Origin of the sequence: Chryseobacterium sp. 'Rf worker isolate 10', assembly GCF_050753305.1 — a bacterium.
Classification (GTDB): domain Bacteria; phylum Bacteroidota; class Bacteroidia; order Flavobacteriales; family Weeksellaceae; genus Chryseobacterium.
The window spans coordinates 1180282-1199122 of record NZ_JBOZOF010000001.1; the positions used below are offsets into that span (position 1 = coordinate 1180282).

General features: G+C 35.8%; 14 protein-coding genes. 9 read left to right on the forward strand and 5 right to left on the reverse strand.

The genetic code is table 11. From position 1 onward, the window contains the following. Positions 1 to 406: 406 nt before the first annotated feature. Together frr and LKL37_RS05210 are read left to right on the forward strand one after the other, a co-directional pair. On the forward strand, positions 407 to 961 hold the full coding sequence (frr, locus tag LKL37_RS05205) for a ribosome recycling factor (protein ID WP_431609526.1): 555 nt from the start codon (positions 407 to 409) through the stop codon (positions 959 to 961). Between the two features lie 563 nt (positions 962 to 1524). After that, positions 1525 to 2583 (forward strand): 3-oxoacyl-ACP synthase III family protein, encoded by a 1059-nt coding sequence (locus LKL37_RS05210; protein ID WP_431609527.1) that lies wholly within the window; start codon positions 1525 to 1527, stop codon positions 2581 to 2583. A gap of 83 nt (positions 2584 to 2666) precedes the next feature. Here LKL37_RS05210 and LKL37_RS05215 read toward each other — a convergent pair whose 3' ends face one another. The 4 genes from LKL37_RS05215 to LKL37_RS05230 form a co-directional block, all read right to left on the reverse strand. Continuing rightward, positions 2667 to 3458, reverse strand: coding sequence for a hypothetical protein (locus LKL37_RS05215; RefSeq protein ID WP_431609528.1), 792 nt, complete (start codon positions 3456 to 3458; stop codon positions 2667 to 2669). Positions 3459 to 3590: 132 nt separating this feature from the next. Next, positions 3591 to 5048, reverse strand: coding sequence for an LptF/LptG family permease (locus LKL37_RS05220; protein ID WP_431609529.1), 1458 nt, complete (start codon positions 5046 to 5048; stop codon positions 3591 to 3593). A 110-nt stretch (positions 5049 to 5158) separates the two neighbouring features. Next, positions 5159 to 5806, reverse strand: a complete 648-nt coding sequence (locus LKL37_RS05225) for a LolA family protein (RefSeq protein ID WP_431609530.1) — start codon at positions 5804 to 5806, stop codon at positions 5159 to 5161. A 63-nt stretch (positions 5807 to 5869) separates the two neighbouring features. Further along, on the reverse strand, positions 5870 to 8440 hold the full coding sequence (locus LKL37_RS05230; protein ID WP_431609531.1) for a DNA translocase FtsK 4TM domain-containing protein: 2571 nt from the start codon (positions 8438 to 8440) through the stop codon (positions 5870 to 5872). A gap of 373 nt (positions 8441 to 8813) precedes the next feature. On the opposite strand from LKL37_RS05230, the gene LKL37_RS05235 reads away from it, so the two are divergent. The 5 genes from LKL37_RS05235 (at position 8814) to LKL37_RS05255 (ending at position 15351) form a co-directional block, all read left to right on the forward strand. Then, positions 8814 to 9455: a cysteine hydrolase family protein gene (locus tag LKL37_RS05235; protein ID WP_431609532.1), complete on the forward strand. Its 642-nt coding sequence runs from the start codon at positions 8814 to 8816 to the stop codon at positions 9453 to 9455. A 278-nt stretch (positions 9456 to 9733) separates the two neighbouring features. Continuing rightward, entirely contained in the window at positions 9734 to 10312 is a 579-nt protein-coding gene (locus LKL37_RS05240; RefSeq protein ID WP_431609533.1) for a Crp/Fnr family transcriptional regulator, read from the forward strand. 270 nt (positions 10313 to 10582) lie between these two features. Continuing rightward, positions 10583 to 13861 carry a cytochrome c biogenesis protein CcsA gene (ccsA, locus tag LKL37_RS05245; RefSeq protein WP_431609534.1) on the forward strand — a complete coding sequence of 1093 codons (3279 nt, stop codon included), beginning with the start codon at positions 10583 to 10585 and terminating at the stop codon, positions 13859 to 13861. A gap of 354 nt (positions 13862 to 14215) precedes the next feature. Further along, the gene (locus LKL37_RS05250; protein ID WP_077417745.1) at positions 14216 to 15082 is read left to right on the forward strand and encodes an SPFH domain-containing protein; all 867 of its coding nucleotides are present in this window, start codon (positions 14216 to 14218) and stop codon (positions 15080 to 15082) included. Positions 15083 to 15162: 80 nt separating this feature from the next. After that, a complete protein-coding gene (locus LKL37_RS05255; protein ID WP_089691429.1) occupies positions 15163 to 15351 on the forward strand; it encodes an Arc family DNA binding domain-containing protein in 189 nt (62 codons plus the stop codon). Between the two features lie 192 nt (positions 15352 to 15543). On the opposite strand, the gene LKL37_RS05260 is transcribed toward LKL37_RS05255, so the two are convergent. Further along, on the reverse strand, positions 15544 to 15693 hold the full coding sequence (locus LKL37_RS05260) for a histidine kinase (protein ID WP_047375093.1): 150 nt from the start codon (positions 15691 to 15693) through the stop codon (positions 15544 to 15546). A 135-nt stretch (positions 15694 to 15828) separates the two neighbouring features. Between LKL37_RS05260 and amaB the strand changes: the two genes are divergently transcribed. After that, positions 15829 to 17379 (forward strand): L-piperidine-6-carboxylate dehydrogenase, encoded by a 1551-nt coding sequence (amaB, locus tag LKL37_RS05265; protein WP_105701955.1) that lies wholly within the window; start codon positions 15829 to 15831, stop codon positions 17377 to 17379. A gap of 113 nt (positions 17380 to 17492) precedes the next feature. Beyond that, positions 17493 to 18818, forward strand: a complete 1326-nt coding sequence (lat, locus tag LKL37_RS05270; protein ID WP_431609535.1) for an L-lysine 6-transaminase — start codon at positions 17493 to 17495, stop codon at positions 18816 to 18818. The last annotated feature ends 23 nt before the right edge of the window (positions 18819 to 18841 follow it).

Sequence of the window (18841 nt, forward strand, 5' to 3'; positions counted from 1 at the left end):
CTTTTAACATTATCATTTTATTTTATAATCAAATTAAAAAAGATGTCATGTGGCAGATAAATAGTTGGGTTCAATAGAATAAGGTAAAATAAGGTATTAAAAATGAGATGTTCGTAAGTAGAAATGACCAAAATAGAGGATAGGTATTTATACCTGAAGCTTTTCATTTCAGGATAAATGAATACATTAAAACAATCATCTTTTCCTCAAAGCAAGCCAAGTACACAAAATCCATCTGTGGAAATACCTATTATTCGAAAACAATCATTATTTTTGCACCACTGAATAGTAGAAAATAGTTTAAAACAGCAAAAAAACGCTGATATTTACAGTGTTTGTTGGATTTTAACTAATTGATATTCAAAGTGATTAATAGATGTGTAATTTATCAAACTTTAATATAATAATGGAAGAATTAGATCTTATATTAGAATCTGTAAAACAAGACATGGATGCCGCTGTAAAGCATTTGGATCATGCATTTCAAAGAATTAGAGCAGGACGTGCTTCTACGGCAATGGTTCAGGATGTAATGGTTGAATACTATGGAGCTCCAACTCCTATCAATCAGGTTGCGAATGTTTCTGTTCCGGATGCAATGACCATCTCTATTCAACCTTGGGACAGAACTGCTATCAATGCAATTGAAAAAGCAATCATCAACTCAAACTTAGGTTTTGCACCTTCTAACAATGGGGAAAACATCATCCTTAATGTTCCGCCTTTGACAGAGGAAAGAAGAAGAGAGCTTGCAAAGCAGGCTAAAGTAGAAGCAGAGAGCACTAAAGTAACGGTAAGAAACGCAAGACAGGACGGTTTGAAAGAACTTAAAAAGCTAGACGGAGTTTCTGAAGATGTTGTAAAAGGAGTGGAAGAAGAAATCCAGACTTATACAGATAAATATGTGAAGCTTTGTGATGAGCACCTTAAGACAAAAGAGGCTGAAATTATGAAAGTGTAATTTTCAGTTTTTAAAAATAGAAAAGAGGTTTCCGATGGAAGCCTCTTTTTTTTTGTGGCTTAAGATAAGTTGTGAAGATTGTCTTGCAGAGAGCATAAAAGAGAATGCTTTCTACGGAAGATTGTGTTTTTCAAACAAATATAACCTTTATAGTATTATCCATTTTTAATAGTGTACCTTTAAACGAAATGAGCAAGGAGCACATTTTCAATATATTAAATTATTTTTTTTAATTTTTAGAACAATGAAGCCGGAAGCTTTACAGATTCTGTTGTCTTCATTGGACCTCTTGTTAGCCGCAGGAGGTTTTATTTAATTCAACTTTATATGGTAAAATATTCCCACAAAAACTGAGGGAACAGTGTGGATATTTTTTTTGCAGTATATTTTTTGTTTTTTTATTGAAAATTAAAGTTATTGAATGATAGATTGTTGCATTTTTATCAGTGATGATCTGTATTCTTTGCATAAAAAGAAATACTGATTATTAGCTTTTAATCGTTATATTTACAAAATTATTCCGATTTATTATATAATGATCTGGAAATCAAAATGCTAAAGCGATGACTAAAATTATTGGTGTAGGTAACTACATCCCGTCGGAAACAATAACCAATCTATTTTTTGATAAACATATTTTTCTTAATGAACAAGGTGTATTATTGAAGGACGATAATGCTTCCATTACAGATAAGTTAAAAAAAATTACAGGGATTGAAGAGAGGAGATATGCTCACAGTACAGAGGTTACTTCAGATCTTGGGCTTATTGCAGCCCGTGCAGCCATTGAAGATGCGGGAATAGATCCGGAAACATTAGACTATATTATATTTGCGCATAATTTCGGGGATGTCCGGTTTGGGACAGTTCAGTCTGATGCGGTACCCAGTCTTGCTGCCAGAGTAAAACATTTATTAGGGATCAAAAATAATTTCTGTGTTGCCTATGATGTTCTTTTCGGATGTCCCGGATGGATTGAAGGAGTGATACAGGCTAATGCATTTATTAAATCAGGTATTGCAAAGCGATGTTTGGTGATTGGTGGAGAAACGCTTTCCCGTGTAGTGGATATTCATGACAGGGACAGTATGATCTATGCCGATGGAGCAGGAGCAGCGGTTTTGGAGGTGAATAATGAGGATGATTCCGGAATTAAGTCTCATTTATCAGCTTCTTATACATTTGAGGAAAAAGATTATCTGTATTTTGGAAAGTCCTATAACAATGAAGGGTGTCAGGATACAAGATATATCAAAATGGATGGCAGAAAAATATACGAATTTGCTCTGGTAAATGTTCCTGATGCCATGAAGAGATGTCTGGATAACAGCGGATATTCCATTAGTCAATTGAATAAAATTATCATTCATCAGGCTAATGAAAAAATGGATGAAGCCATTGTCAGCAGGTTTTATCAGCTGTATGATATGCCGGTTCCTGAAAATATAATGCCTATGGTTATTCATAAACTGGGGAACAGTAGTGTGGCAACTATTCCGTCTTTGCTTACGATGATTTTAAAGGATGAACTGGAACATCATAAGATTGAGAAAAATGATGTGGTTTTATTTGCTTCAGTAGGTGCAGGCATGAATATTAATGCTTTTGTGTATAAGTTTTAAGCTTATAATAATAAATAAAAAATTGAAATTTTCAATACTAAAAACACAAAAGAGGTTTCCGTTGGAAGCCTCTTTTGTGTTTTTTATTTACAGTTCTCATTGTAATCATAGATCACTTCATTGATGATTGAAAGCTTATCTACTGTGGCATTGCTTATTTCATCGCGGATAAATTTCCCAAAACCGGATCTTTTCTTTTCTTCATTTTTTAGTGATCCGTATTCTCCTTTTGCAATTTTTCCTTTTACATAAGGACAGTCTGCAAGGATAATTTTCGCTTTGGCAGGAGTTAGTTCTTCTACCTTTCCACCTTTTTTAGAAAAAATATAATTCGGGTTTTCTCTCAATCGGTCTGTTTCCGCCTGAGAAATAGCCTGTGTGCTGTTGGCTGAAAGCGCTGTAGGATAACCATACAGTTTATAAACGGTTACTTTACCCTCTACCACTACCTCTGCGAACTGATCTGTTCTTGAAAGATTATTGATTGCCTTAAAGCCTGCCGCTAGTCCTGTGGAGCTTTCAGAACTGTTTAAAGCTTCTCTCATGTTCGAATATTTTACAGATTTAAAGATTCTTGGAGTATCACCCTGATACAGCATATATTCTTTAATGTCATCTGTGTCGTAGGTTTTGAATTTAATCCTGTTCTTTACTTTGTCAATATCTGCAATGGCTGCAAATTTTACCTTTAACTGATTTTGCCATGGACTGGAATATCCTCCGTGCAATTGTACGACACCTTCAATTTTCTTTCCGGATTTTTCAATAATATAGCCGTATTTTTCGCCATTGTAAGTTCCGTTGTCATCCTGATCCTGAGCGTAGATATTCAGAGAAAGAAGACCAAACAGGCTAATAAGTAGTAATTTCTTCATGGTTTTGTTTTAAATTTCAGCAAATATAATTTTTTTAAATCCAAAATAGTATAAAACAAAATATTTTACTTTAATCTACAAAAAAGCTCCGAATTTCTCCGGAGCTTTTTGTTTTTTATTTTAAAATCAGAATTATTGATATCTCTGATGTTCTTTACTTTTTGAAAATCTTTTGGTAATCGGTTTGAATAATGCTTTGTATTTTTCAGCATCAAATAATTGTGAATCCGTAAGGGCTTTATAGGTCATCCAGACTCCAAACGGAAGTAGGATAAGGTTAGGAAGCCATGCTGCAAGATATGGGTTCATTTTCCCGCTCCATGAAAGGTTTTCTACCCCTACATTCATTACATAAAAGACAATGAAGATAACAATGGCAATGATTACAGGCAATCCCATTCCTCCTTTTCTGATGATAGAACCTAAGCTTGCTCCAATCAGGAAGAAGATAATACATGTCACCGAATAAGCTATGATTCTCTGCTGGTAGATCACTACTTTGCTGAAATATTTTACATTGGAGCTGTATTCATTCTTTTTAGAATCTAAAGTAGATTTCAGGTTGTCTAGCCTGTTGTAGGAATTGTAAATAATTTCCAGTTTTTTGTCGCCTTTTACCGTATCCAGTTTTATCTGGGTTTTAGCAGCTACTTTATGCTTGTTACCCTTGTCCATATAACTAACAACGGAATTGGTCTGATTAAGAACTTCCGATCCTATATTATCAAAGAACTGTTTATTATCTTTTTTACTTTTGCTGACCGTTTCGTTAAGCTGGTTATACGTCTGGAAACGGTAGTCATCCGTGATCTGTTCTTTTTCGATAGCTTTGTTAATGATTTCACTGATATCGAAATGGGAAACCAATGTGTCAAATTTAATGGCCTGGTCAGGTTGTTTTTGTCTTACATTATCACCTTTCCCTGCAAAAGCATCTTCAAATACGTATCCGTTATACAGTACGAGTTTCAGGAAATTCTTATTCACTGCCGGAACAAATTTTCCTTTTTCTGCTACTACAGATTGCTGATTTTCGTAAGCATTGGCTTTTTTATGTACAAAAACGCCTTCAATATTTTCTCCGTTTTCACCATATATCTTGTCAAACTTCACCATATAACCCGGAATCTGGTCGATAAACTGACCCGGAGTAAAGTTGATAGCCGGCTTTGTCTGGGCAATATTGAAAAGCATATTTTTGGCTTTCTTCTGAAAATCCGGAATAATATTATTGGAAAAGAAAAACAACATGATGGCAAGTGCCGTTGAAATTCCCAAGAGAGGAGTCATGACTCTGGTCAAAGGAATCCCTGCCGCCTTCATTGCTGCAAGCTCGTAACGTTCTCCAAATTCCCCGAATGACATGATGCTCGCAAGGAGAATCGTAAGCGGGAGAACCATACTGATAACATTTACCCCAAGGTAAAAAAGAAGTTTGAGGATCTGCCAGTAGCTTAATCCTTTTCCCATAAACTGTCCTAACTGAACCCAGATAATGTTTACAATAAAAATGAAAAACAATACGCTGAATATAAAGAAAAACGGTCCAAAGAAGGTTTTTATGATATATCGGTCTAGTATTTTTAACATGCGCCAAAATTAATCAAAAAGCCACAAAGTTTACTTGTGGCTTTTTATATTTTGTTATTTTTTTAACTTAAAAGGTGAATTTGTTGAGTTGCGAATTCACTTTCAGCTTTTTAAAGTTCTGTAATTACGTAGTTTTTAAACTTATTCTTGTCAAAAACAAACATATTTGGATCCAGTTCCTGGTTTTCTTTGTATTCTTTAATGGCAATTACAGCAACATCTTTGTTGTTTCCGTGCTGTTCCAGTTTCACCATCTGCTTTTTCGCAGAATCTACAAAAATGTACACAAACTGTATTCCGTTTGCCTTTACGGGAGTAAGCTTAATAAAATCAGCATTCACGCCGTTTACCATTTTCTTACCGTTATACGTTACGTTGTAATCGTTTCTATAAGTCGTAAGATAGTTGATAGGGGAGAACATGGTGCTGCTTCCATTGGGTTTAGCAATCGTTACTTCCATATCATCAGCGTTGATATTGTAAATTTTGTTTCCGTCGAAGATCTGTTCTGTATCCATGATCTTTAGTTTGTATTTCTCTCCGGCAACATAATAAATCCCTGGTTCTGTTTTCGTAACCTGTCCGTTCAGGCCGCTTCCAAAAGAAAATTTGAAGTAAGAATTCTTTTTAGAATTGTAGTTGGCTGTAATATCATCCAATATCTTTTTAGCTTTAGCATCAATCTTCTGAGCATTTGCCATACCTACTGCACTTACAACAAAACTTCCTAATATAACTTTTGAAATAATATTTTTCATTTTTTTATTTAATAATCTTTAGACATTTTCAATTTTGAAAGGTTCAATCATTCGAATTTCCCTTTAACTACGCAGATCTTCCAAAAACTGTTCCAAAGAATGAAGGTCACTGATGATGACTTCTCTTGCTTTAGCTCCGTTGAAACCTCCTACAATGCCACTTGCTTCCAGCTGGTCCATAATTCTTCCAGCTCTGTTGTACCCCAGTTTCAACTGTCGCTGAAGCATGGATGTAGAACCCTGTTGTGTTGAAACAATGATTCTTGCAGCTTCTTCAAATAAAGCGTCTTTCTCATTCGGATCAAAAGCACCTACAGTACTTGTAGAATCTTCAGAAACAAATTCAGGAAGTAAGAATGCGGAAGCATATCCTTTCTGTTCTCCGATAAACTCTGCCAATCTTTCCACTTCCGGAGTATCTACGAAAGCACACTGAAGTCTTAAGATTTCATTTCCGTTGAAATAAAGCATATCTCCTTTACCAATCAGCTGATCAGCTCCCGGAGAGTCAAGGATGGTTCTGGAGTCTACACTTGAGATTACTCTGAAGGCTGCTCTTGCAGGGAAGTTGGCTTTAATCATCCCTGTAATTACGTTTACAGATGGTCTCTGTGTTGCTACGATTAGGTGAATACCTACGGCTCTGGCAAGCTGGGCAAGTCTGGCGATAGGTAATTCAACTTCTTTTCCGGCGGTCATGATCAAATCTGCAAACTCGTCTACTACCAATACGATATAAGGTAAGAAACGGTGTCCGTTTTCAGGATTTAATTTTCTTTCAGCAAATTTCTTATTGTATTCTTTTAAGTTTTTACAGAATGCATTTTTAAGAAGATCATATCGGGTATCCATTTCAATACAAAGAGAGTTCAGCGTATTGATTACTTTATTGGTATCTGTAATGATCGCTTCTTCTGCATCCGGCAGTTTTGCTAAATAATGTCTTTCGATTTTTGAATATAATGAAAGTTCCACTTTTTTAGGGTCAACCATTACAAATTTCAGTTCGCTTGGATGCTTCTTGTAGAGTAGGGAAGTAAGGATAGCATTGATCCCTACAGATTTACCCTGACCAGTGGCCCCTGCCATCAGCAAGTGAGGCATTTTTGAAAGGTCAGCCATAAATATTTCATTGGAAATGGTCTTTCCGAAAACTACCGGAAGATCCATATCTGTATTCTGGAATTTCTGAGAAGCAATTACAGAACGCATAGAAACCATGGTAGGATTTTTTCTTGGTACTTCAATACCGATTGTTCCTTTTCCTGGCATCGGAGCAATGATCCTGATTCCTAAAGCAGAAAGGTTCAATGCAATATCATCCTGTAGTTTTTTAATGGCAGCTACTCGAATTCCCGCTTCCGGAACAATTTCATATAATGTTACTGTTGGACCAATGGTTGCTTTGATCTCTGCAATTCCTACATTGAAATTCTTCAGAAGTCCGACAATCTTATTTTTATTTTCTTCTAATTCTTCCTTGTTGATAGATATTTCTTCACTTCCATAATCTTTCAACAATTCTACAGGCGGCATCTGGAAGTTAGCCAGATCAAGCTTGTGATCATACAGACCGTGCTTTTCTACCAATTCCTGAGATTTTTTATCAGAATCATCCAAAACATCAATTACCGGAGCTACCTCTACATTAAATTTAATGTTTTCCTGTGCCGGAGCAGTTGTTACAGCCGGAGACGGCACGGATGGTCTGATGTCAAATGCTTCTTCAGGACTTGAAACCGGAACAGTTGGTTTTGAAGAAAGGTTTAAACTTACTGGTTGAGATACCTCTCTCGGTTCTATTTCAAAAGAAGTGTGATTAGGAGTGGTAATCGTTTCAATATCGGTAGAAACCGGAACTTCAGGAAATCCTTTCGGAACACTTACAGGTTCTGGTTCTTTTATTGTGTTGATAGGATTATTAGAAGTCGTGTTGGAAACTTCACTTACGGTAACTCGGGATTCCGTTTCTTCCTCTGCTTCTTCTTTCAATTCTTCATCTGCCTCGAAATCATCATTAGAATCAGGCATCATGGATTTTACTTTACCAATTGTATTTTCATTGATCTTGTCTAGTTTTGATTTGATGGAACTTGGACGAAGATTAAATTCAAGAATAAAATATAAAAGTATACTTGCCGCTAAAACGGTCCATAAACCTACTGCTCCAATAATAGAGTTAAGGTAATCCATAATCTGATATCCGTAAACTCCTCCTAAAACACCTTGTCCTTTAGTAAGTGCTCCCATAAAAATAGGGAGCCAGCAGATAAAAAACAAAGAGTGTCCGATAGTTTTCCAAGGTTTGAAGATTTTTTTCTTAAGAATCAGCGTACCGACTACCAGAAATAAAAATGCAATAATAAATGAGGCAATGCCAATACTTTCGAAAATGAAAATATTTCCCAGCCAATCACCTACCTTACCAAAGATATTTGAAGATTTTATAGTCTTGTCCAGCATGGTTCCTGCCTGGCTTTGGTCTGCTTTCCAGTTCATTAAATAAGAAATGAATGAGAGTGCAAGAACAGCCGAGAAAAGGATAAGAGTAAGCCCGGAAAAAATACGTGGCTTAGATAAAATTCTGCCTTTTTCAGGCATTTCAGTCTGTTTTTTTTGTGTCTTTTTGTCCATAATATCAATGTCACAAATTTAATGTTTTTTCAACACTAAAAGAATCTTTTTTCTCCAAAAAACTTTTTGGAAATCCCGCTTTTTACAACGATTATTTAAAATTTGATTAAAAAATATTTTTAGCAATTATGAAATAAAATAATGCGTTCATTTTGGTTATCCAAATCTGATACCGTTACATTATAGTTAACCAATTATTATTTATAATTCTCAAAAAAAGATAATAAAATTTCTTATTTAAATCCATATAAATGAAAAAAAATAATAATATTTAAAATTTAGTTGATGTTATAATATGTCAGCCGCGTTTTTTGAACTAGTTCAAAGGTCAGGATTTGAAGTCTTTCTAATTTTGTCCTGTAAAACTTTACATATGGAAAATATTTTTAAAACAATTCTGACCTTAGGTCTGGTATTTATTTCACTGATTAGAATGAACGCACAACAAAAACAAAAAATGGAAAACACAGCATTATTAATTATCGATGTACAGAATGATTATTTTCCGGGAGGGAAAATGACACTGGAAAAAGCTGAACAAGCTGGAGAAAATACAAGAAAAGTCTTAGAATATTTCAGGAAAAATAATCTTCCTGTCATTCATATCCAGCATATTTCTACGAACGAAGGTGCCACTTTTTTCCTTCCGGATACAGATGGAGCTAAAATTAGCCGTTTAGTTTCACCGAGAGAAGGTGAGAAAATAATTACAAAACATTTTCCCAACAGCTTTAGAGAAACTGGTCTTTTGAGCTATCTGGAATCAAAGAAAATCAAAAACCTTGTAATTACAGGAATGATGACTGATGTTTGTGTAGAAGCAACTACCAGAGCGGCTTTCGATTTCGGTTTTCATAATACCATTATCGGAGATGCTACCGCAACCCGAAACCGTGAATTGAATGGGGAAGTCATAAAAGCAGCAGATGTACAAAAGTCCTTTTTGGCAGGAATATCTGCTCTTGGAAATCTTTATGCTGGTATAATAAATACAAATGAGTTTTTAAGTAAATAGATTTAAAAAGCGAGTTTTTTTTTGGATGAGCAAAGGCGCAAAGATTTTATCTCCGATAAAATTTAAAACAGTTCATCTTGCTGAAAATCTCACATTGAGCGAAGTCGAAATGTTCTTGTGTCTTGAAATAAATAAAATGTATGATAAATTTTTGCGTCTTTGCGTTTACCCAACATAAAACCAGAGGTCTATTGCTTAAATACAGAAATAACTTAACATAACTTAATTCTGCAAAGGTGTCAATAATTTTGATACCTTTATTTTGCTTAAACAAACCCATGTCCGATTTACTTTTTAGAAATATCAGCCAATACATCAATCTTTCAGAGGAGGATTTTAAACAGTTTGTAAAGCCTTTTGAACTCAAAGTATTTAAAAAGAAAGAGGTGGTTCTCAAAGAAGGAGATCATTGTCTTTTTGAAGGGTTTGTTCTGAGTGGCTGTTTCAAAATTTATTATCTTAACGAAAGCGGATTTGAACAGACTTTATATTTTGCAGTTGAAGGCTGGTGGATTACGGATATAGACAGTCTTATCAATAATGTTCCGAGCATTCTGAATATTGAAGCCCTTGAAGACAGTGAAGTATTGATGATTCATAAAAAAGATAAAGAGCATCTTTACGAAACAATGCCGCAGATAGAAAAACTTTTTAGAATAATGAATCAAAAGTCTTCTGTAGCATTGCAAAGAAGAATTCTTTCCTTAACAGGCAAAACGGCAGATAAACGATATCTTGAATTTCTGGAAAAGTATCCTGGATTGGAACAGAGAATTACCCAACAACAGGTAGCGTCCTATCTGGGAATTACCCATGAATTTTTAAGTAAAATCAGAAAAAAACTTTTAATGGGGTAAATGAATTGATTTTTGAATTTCTATTTATACTTATAAATCAGGATTTTATAGGATTTTATTTGGTTTGTAAATAGAAGAGTTCAATCGCTGGAATAGTTTTTATAAATCTATATTTTTTCAGAATTAGAAATTGAATTTTTCCTAATGTTTCTGGGCTTATTAAGAATGTTTCAAAATAAGCAAAACCGAGGCCAAAGTGACAAAAAACAGCTTTTTTTAAGCTCTTTGTGGTTTATCATGCTTATTTTTGCATGTCAAGTACAATAAATCATGAAGAAGCTCCAAGATATTCTTATCTCAACCAGGACAATGGCTGTATTGCTGCTGGTTTATGCATTCGCGATGGCTTATGCAACGTTCTTAGAAAACGACTACGGAACTCCTACAGCAAAAGCGTTAATTTATGAGGCCAAGTGGTTCGAACTGATCATGGTCCTGCTCATTCTTAATTTCATAGGGAATATCGGAAGATACAGACTGTGGAAAAAGGAGAAATGGCCGGTTCTTGTTTTCCACCTTGCCTTTATTTTTATTTTTTTCGGTGGTGCCATCACAAGATACATCAGTTTCGAGGGAACAATGCACATCAGAGAAGGTGAAACTTCAAATGAAATCGTAACCGATAAAAATTTCTTTAAAATTCAGGTTGAAGAAAAAGGAGATGTTCTTAATTATCAGGATGTTCCTTATCTGATGTCTCCATTGCACAAAGATTTCAGCGCCACTTATGACTTCCACGGAAAAGAAGTGAAAGTGTTTGCTAAGGAATACATTCAAAGAAAAAAAGACAGTCTTGTAGCTGAGCCAAACGGTGCAGAGTACCTTCATTTGGTTTCTACCGGAAATACTGGAAGACAAAATATTTACATCAAACCGGGAGAGACAAAATCGATCAACGGAACTTTGGTGACATTCAACAGAGCGATTGAAGGAGCTGTTGAATTCAAAAATGAAGGTGGAAAATTATTCATCAAAACTCCTGTAGATGCCAACTATATGACGATGGCAACTCAGGCAACAGGAACTACCGTGAAAGATGAGTTCCAGCCTTTGGCATTAAGAAGTCTATATACAATCAACGAATTGAAGCTTGTAGTTCCTGAAGGTCTTAAAAAAGGAAGACTGATGGCAATTGAAGGCGACAGAAAGAAAGATGCCAATGTTCCTGATATGCTTCAGATTGAGCTTCAGGGGCCAAAAACAAAACAGATTGTAGATCTTTCTGTTGAAAAAGGAAATCCGAATGCTTACAAACAGATTACGATGGATGGTTTAAACATCATGGTAGGATTCGGACCTAAAGTATACAATACTCCTTTCGCATTGAAACTGGATGACTTCGTGATGGAAACGTATCCGGGGAGTTCATCTCCAAGTGCTTACGAAAGTCATGTAAAAATCATTGACGAAGGTAAAGAAACTCCTTATAAAATCTATATGAACCACGTTCTTAATCATAAAGGATACCGTTTCTTCCAGTCAAGTTTTGATCCGGACAGAATGGGAACTGTTCTTTCTGTAAACCACGATTACTGGGGAACTTTGATTTCTTATATCGGATATACCCTTTTATTCTTAGGAATGTTTGTGATCTTCTTCTGGAAAGGAACTCACTTCTGGAAACTGAATAAAATGCTGACTGATGTCAACAAAAAGAAGGCGAAAGGAACTGCTGTAGTATTGCTGATGTTCTTAAGCTTAGGTTTAAATGCTCAGAAAATTGAAACTCACGGAACAACTGATGGAAGCAGAGAACATATTCATGTGGAAGGAGATAATCATTCTCATGCTCCGGCTCCATCTGCCCAGCCGCTTGATGGTGCTGCTCCAAAGCAGAACTCTCTGGCAACGCCAATGGGTAAAATGAGATCAATCTCTCCTGATGAAATCATTGCGAGAAACAAAATCAGCAAAGAGCATGCGGATAAATTCGGATATCTTTTGGTACAAAGTTTTGAAGGAAGAATTGTTCCTATCAATACAGAAGCTTTAGATGTTTTAAGAAAATTATATAAAAAAGACGAATTCAAAGGAACAGACGGAAAGTCTCTTACTGCTAACCAATGGTTCCTTTCAATCAATACAGACACACCAAGCTGGACAATGGTCCCTATGATCAAAGTAGGACCTAAAGGTGGTGATGAACTGAAAAATAAAACAAAGGCAGATGAAGATGGTTATACTTCACTGATGAACCTTTTCCCTGCAGATGCTAACGGAAATTTAACATATATTCTGGAGCATGATTACAACACTGCATTCCGTAAAAAACCAGCTGAACAGACGAATTATGATAAAGAAGTAATTGCTGTAAACGAAAGAGTACAGATCTTTAATGAATTCTTCAGTGGTCAGTTTATGAGAATTGTTCCTGTGAAGAATGACGCCAATCATACATGGCACTCATGGTTAGATCAGAAATTCGAACCTGATATGGAATCTCAGCAGGTAATGGGACCTTACTTTGCAGAAGCTCTTACAGCGCAGAAAACCGGAAACTGGAGCAAAGCAGATACAGAATTGGCGAAGCTTTCAGAATACCAGCAGAAATGGGGTAAAGCAGTAGTTCCTGCTAAATCTAAAGTAGATCTTGAAGTATTTATGAACAAAGCAGATATCAACTTCAAATTGTTGATCTTCTATACGCTTGTTGGCGGTCTTCTTTTGATCCTAGGTTTTGTTGAATTATTCAAATCAAATAAATTATTAAACAAAGTAATTAAAGTAATCATTGCGCTTGGTTTAGTTGGATATCTATTACATTTCCTTGGACTTGTTGCAAGATGGTATATTTCAGGACATGCACCTTGGAGTAATGGTTATGAAGCCATTATCTTTATCTCTTGGGTAGGTATTACAGCAGGTTTATTATTATATAGAAATTCAAATGCATTAATTCCTGCAGCCGGATTTATGGTAGCAGTTATTATGATGGGATTCGCACACGGAGGTTCAGCGCTTGATCCACAAATCACACCATTGGTTCCTGTGTTGAAATCTTATTGGTTAATTGTTCACGTAGCAATTATTACCTCCAGTTATGGATTCTTCGCACTGTCGATGATTATTGCTGTAATCTCATTGGTATTCTATATTATCTCCAATAAAGAAACCTATAAAATTCACCACGATACTACATTAAAGGAATTGGTAATCGTTTCTGAAATGTCATTAACAATCGGATTATTTGCATTAACAGTAGGAAACTTCTTAGGAGGAATCTGGGCAAACGAATCATGGGGAAGATACTGGAGCTGGGACCCGAAAGAGACATGGGCTTTCATTTCCATCATGGTATATGCATTTGTTCTACACATGAGATTAGTACCAGGATTGAGAAGCAGATGGGCATTCCACGTAGCAACAATGTTTGCTTTCTGTTCAATGGTAATGACGTATTTTGGGGTAAACTACTATCTAAGCGGACTTCACTCATATGCAGCGGGAGATCCGGTACCTGTACCAGCTTGGGTATACATTGGAATCTCAACAATGATTATTTTATCAGCTGTTTCTTATTGGAAGTTTAAAACTCTAACAAAGAAATAGACTTTTGTACATATAAATTAAAATCCTGGAATTCACTTTCCGGGATTTTTTTATTCATATTATTTCTAGCTTTAAAGTGAATATCTTATTAACGCTAAGTTCGCAATGGTATATATTGTGATAAATATTGTTCGTAAAGGCATTTCACTCAGTACAGAAACTAGTGGTCTTAGCTAAACGAAGTGGCTTTGCGAGCAAAAATAAAGCAGATCTTGTGAACCTTGCGTTTAAACAAGATACTCGAATCTCGGAACCCAAACCTCACACCTCAAAAAAAACAAAATTAATCATTCATAATTCAAAATTCATTACTATCTTTATGATATCAAAATAATATCAAATTAAAATTCAATTATGGAAAAAACATTAAAACCTATGTCGGGTTATATTACACTGGTCATCTGTCTTGCCTTGTTTGTGGCAGCAGTTTACTTCTTTGTGAGTGGAGTAGATCAAAGTATAGCCTATGTGGTTATCGCTATGCTTTGCTTTCTTCTTTCGTGCTTTTTCTTAAAAGGCTTAATGATTATTCAACCTAACCATTCCAGAGTATTAAATTTCTTTGGAAAATATGTGGGAAGTGTAAAAGAGAACGGACTGTTCTTTATCAATCCTTTGTACTCATCACAGAAAATTTCTTTACGTTCCGAAAACTTACAGGGCCAGACTTTGAAAGTGAATGATAAAATGGGTAACCCCATTGAAATCGCAGTGGTAATCGTATGGAAAGTAGGAGATACTTATAAGGCCGCTTTTGATGTAGAGCGTTATTCTGACTTTGTGAAAATGCAGAGTGAAGCAGCTGTAAGACATTTGGCGATGAGCTTTCCTTATGATAATTTGGAAGATGATCATGCCCCGATTACATTGAGAGAAGGAGGTGATAAGATCAATTCTATTTTGGAGCAGGAACTTACAGACCGTCTTTCAAAAGCGGGAATTGTGATTCAGGAAGCTAGAATTTCGCACCTTGCATATGCTTCAGAAATTGCAGGAGCAATGCTTCAGAGACAGCAGGCTACGGCTATTGTTGCAGCAAGAACCAAGATTGTAGAAGGAGCTGTAGGAATGGTAGACCTGGCGTTGAAAAAGCTTTCAGAAGACAATATCGTTGAGCTTGATGATGAAAGAAAAGCAGCAATGGTAAGCAATTTAATGGTAGTTCTTTGCGGTGAAAAAGCGGCGACCCCTATCTTAAATGCAGGAACACTTTACAATTAAGAAGTGAAAATTAACAGTTAAATTTTAGTGTAGATTTTCACACTAAAATAGTTAGAAATAATGTAAGAGAATATTAGAAAATGAAATCAGAAAAAGCTCAAAACTCTTCGGAAAGCAAAGGTAAAAAATCTTTTGTGATAAGAATAGATGAGTCTACTTATAAACTCCTTGAAAAGTGGGCCAATGATGAATTCAGAAGTGTGAATGGCCAGATCGAATACCTGCTGCATCAGAGCCTGGTAGAGTCGGGAAGAAAAAAGAAAGAGTGATTTTGAAGAAATCAATTTTTAAGGAATAATGGTGCTTTTGAGGGAATTTATTCATAAGAAGCCTCTGTTTATTTAGGATTTTACATTAGAGAAAATGTAAAAAAGACCACTTTTTTGAACACTTCAATAAATAAATAACAATTTGGTTAACCTTATACCAAAAAAGAAAGCAGAGAAATTTTCTCTGCTTTTTTATTTTATACAACTCTGAAGACTATCTGCTCCAACGTAGAATATGACGAGCCAAATCAAGCCTTTAATGGTAAAGAAAGCTAATCCTGCCCATCCCACACGCTTGAACCACTTTTTAAGCTTTGAGTTATTTTCTTGTGAATTTTCCATTGGCGATTATCAAAATGATTACCCTGCAAAGATAAGCATGTTTATAATTAGTCCAAATAAAAAGCGTATTAAAAATTAAAGTTTTGAGGTTCACATAATATTTTTATCTTTAGAGAGAACGAAAAGTAAGATTTTATGTCAAAAAAAGTAAAGGATTTCGGAATTGAAAAAACACTTAGAAATCTTGGTATCAAAGAAGAGAACAAAGGGACTTCAGTGGGCGGAAAATATTTCGCTTCAGGAAAGGTGATAGAAAGCATTTCTCCTGTAGACGGAAAATTGATCGCTAAAGTAAAAACTTCCGGAGAAAGTGATTATGACAAAGTAATTGAAACTGCTCAAAAAGCATTTCAGGAATTCAGGCTGATTCCGGCTCCCAAAAGAGGAGAGATCGTAAGACAGCTGGGCTTAAAATTAAGAGAATATAAAGACGATCTTGGTAAACTTGTTTCTTATGAAATGGGTAAATCATTACAGGAAGGACTTGGTGAAGTTCAGGAGATGATAGACATCTGTGACTTTGCTGTAGGACTTTCAAGACAACTTCAGGGGTACACGATGCACTCGGAGAGACCAGGACACAGAATGTATGAGCAATACCATCCGCTGGGAGTAGTAGGGGTGATTACGGCATTCAACTTCCCGGTAGCCGTTTGGTCTTGGAATACAGCATTAGCATGGATCTGTGGTAACGTTACGATTTGGAAACCATCTGAAAAAACACCGCTTTGTGCCATTGCATGCCAGAATATCATGATGGAGGTTATAAAGGAAAATAATCTTCCTGAAGGAGTTTCAAGTGTATTGGTATCAGACCACGAAATCGGACAGAAACTGGTAGATGATAAAAGAGTAGCCCTTGTATCTTTCACAGGATCTACAAGAGTAGGAAGAATGGTTTCTTCTAAAGTAGCAGAAAGATTTGGGAAATCGATCCTTGAATTAGGTGGAAACAATGCTATCATTATTACCAAAGAAGCTGATATCGATATGTCGATCATTGGAGCTGTTTTCGGAGCTGTAGGAACGGCAGGTCAGAGATGTACTTCTACAAGAAGACTGATCATCCACGAAAGTGTATATGACGAAGTGAAAAACAGATTGGTAAAAGCTTACGGTCAGTTGAAAATTGGAAATCCATTGGATGAGAAAAACCATGTGGGGCCGCTTATTGATACGGATGCTGTAAATCAATACGAAGAAGCGATCAAGAAATGTAAAAAAGAAGGTGGGAAATTCGCTGTTGAAGGCGGAGTTTTAACCGGAAAAGATTACGAGTCCGGATGCTATGTTAAACCTTGTGTAGCTGAAGTGAAAAACTCTTATGAGATTGTTCAGCATGAAACATTTGCACCGATCCTTTATCTGATCAAATACAAAACATTAGAAGATGCTATTGCTATTCAGAATGATGTTCCGCAAGGATTATCTTCGGCGATCATGACCCAGAACTTAAGAGAAGCAGAATTATTCCTTTCTCATGCTGGTTCAGACTGTGGTATAGCCAACGTAAATATCGGAACTTCAGGAGCAGAAATTGGTGGTGCTTTCGGTGGTGAAAAAGAAACCGGAGGAGGAAGAGAATCAGGATCTGATGCCTGGAAGTACTATATGAGAAGACAAACCAATACTATCAATTACACCGCACAACTTCCTTTAGCACAAGGAATTAAATTTGATTTATAAAAGCTTTACTTAAAGCACTCAAAAAACATAAAACTTAATAACCTGAATGGTTAAATGCTTCATCATAGGGAGCATTTAACCGCTCACTTATTAAATCACACTACAAATTTATTATGGAACAAACATTAGATATAAAAGCAAATAAAGTAAAAGAAACTGTAGGAAGACATGTTCTTGCAGACGGTTTCGATTTTGTGATGGATATTGAAAAATCACACGGATCATGGCTTTATGATAAACTTACAGACAGAGAATATCTGGATATGTTCTCTATGTTCGCATCAGCATCCGTTGGATACAACCACCCTTATCTTGTAGAAAGATCAGAATGGCTGGGAAGAATGGCTGTGAATAAACCTACTTTGGCTGACGTTTACTCAGAAGAATATGCTCATTTCCTTGAGGTATTCGAAAGAGTAGTTATTCCTGAAGAATTACAGTATGCTTTCTTTATCGAAGGCGGATCTCTGGGGGTTGAAAATGCAATGAAGGCATGCTTCGACTGGAAAACCCGTAAAAACTTTGCAAAAGGACTGGACACAGAAGCAGGAATCTGCATCCACTTCAAACAGGCTTTTCATGGAAGAAGCGGTTATACTTTGAGTTTAACCAATACTTCTGATCCAAGAAAATACCAATATTTCCCAATGTTCAACTGGCCGAGAATTTTAAATCCAAAATTAAAGTTCCCGATCACTGAAGAAAACCTGGAAGAAACCATTAAAAATGAAAACCTTGCTTTGCTTCAGATTGAAGAGGCTATTCTGATGCACCCTGATAAAGTGGCTTGCATCATCATAGAACCTATTCAGGCAGAAGGAGGTGACAATCACTTCAGAGACGAATTCCTTTTAGGATTAAGAAGAATCTGTGATGACAACGAAATCTTACTTATTTTTGATGAAGTTCAGACAGGTATTGCAATTACAGGAAAAATGTGGGCATTCCAGCATTTTACAGCAAAACCGGATATCATTTCTTTCGGGAAAAAAGCTCAGGTTTGTGGTGTTTTAGCCAATAAAGAAAAGTTTGACCAGGTTCCGAATAACGTTTTCAGAGAAAGCTCAAGAATCAATTCTACCTTCGGAGGAAACTTTATAGACATGCTTCGTTTCCAATTGGTAATGGAAGTGATAGAAAAAGAAAACCTTATTGAGAATGCAAGAGTAGTAGGAGATTTTTTACTGGAAAGTTTGAAAACCCTTGCAGAAAAATATCCTGAGAAAATTTCAAATGCAAGAGGAAGAGGTTTGATGTGTGCTGTTGATCTGCCATCCGCAGAACAGAGAAACCACCTGATGAACGAGCTTTTCAAAGACGGATTAATCATTCTTCCTTGTGGAGATCAGTCTCTTCGTTTCAGACCACATTTGAATGTTACGAAGGAAGAAATCCAGCTTGCTTTAGATAAAATTGAAAATAATATTAATAAAATTTAAAACTCCGGATTTGTAATTTTAAA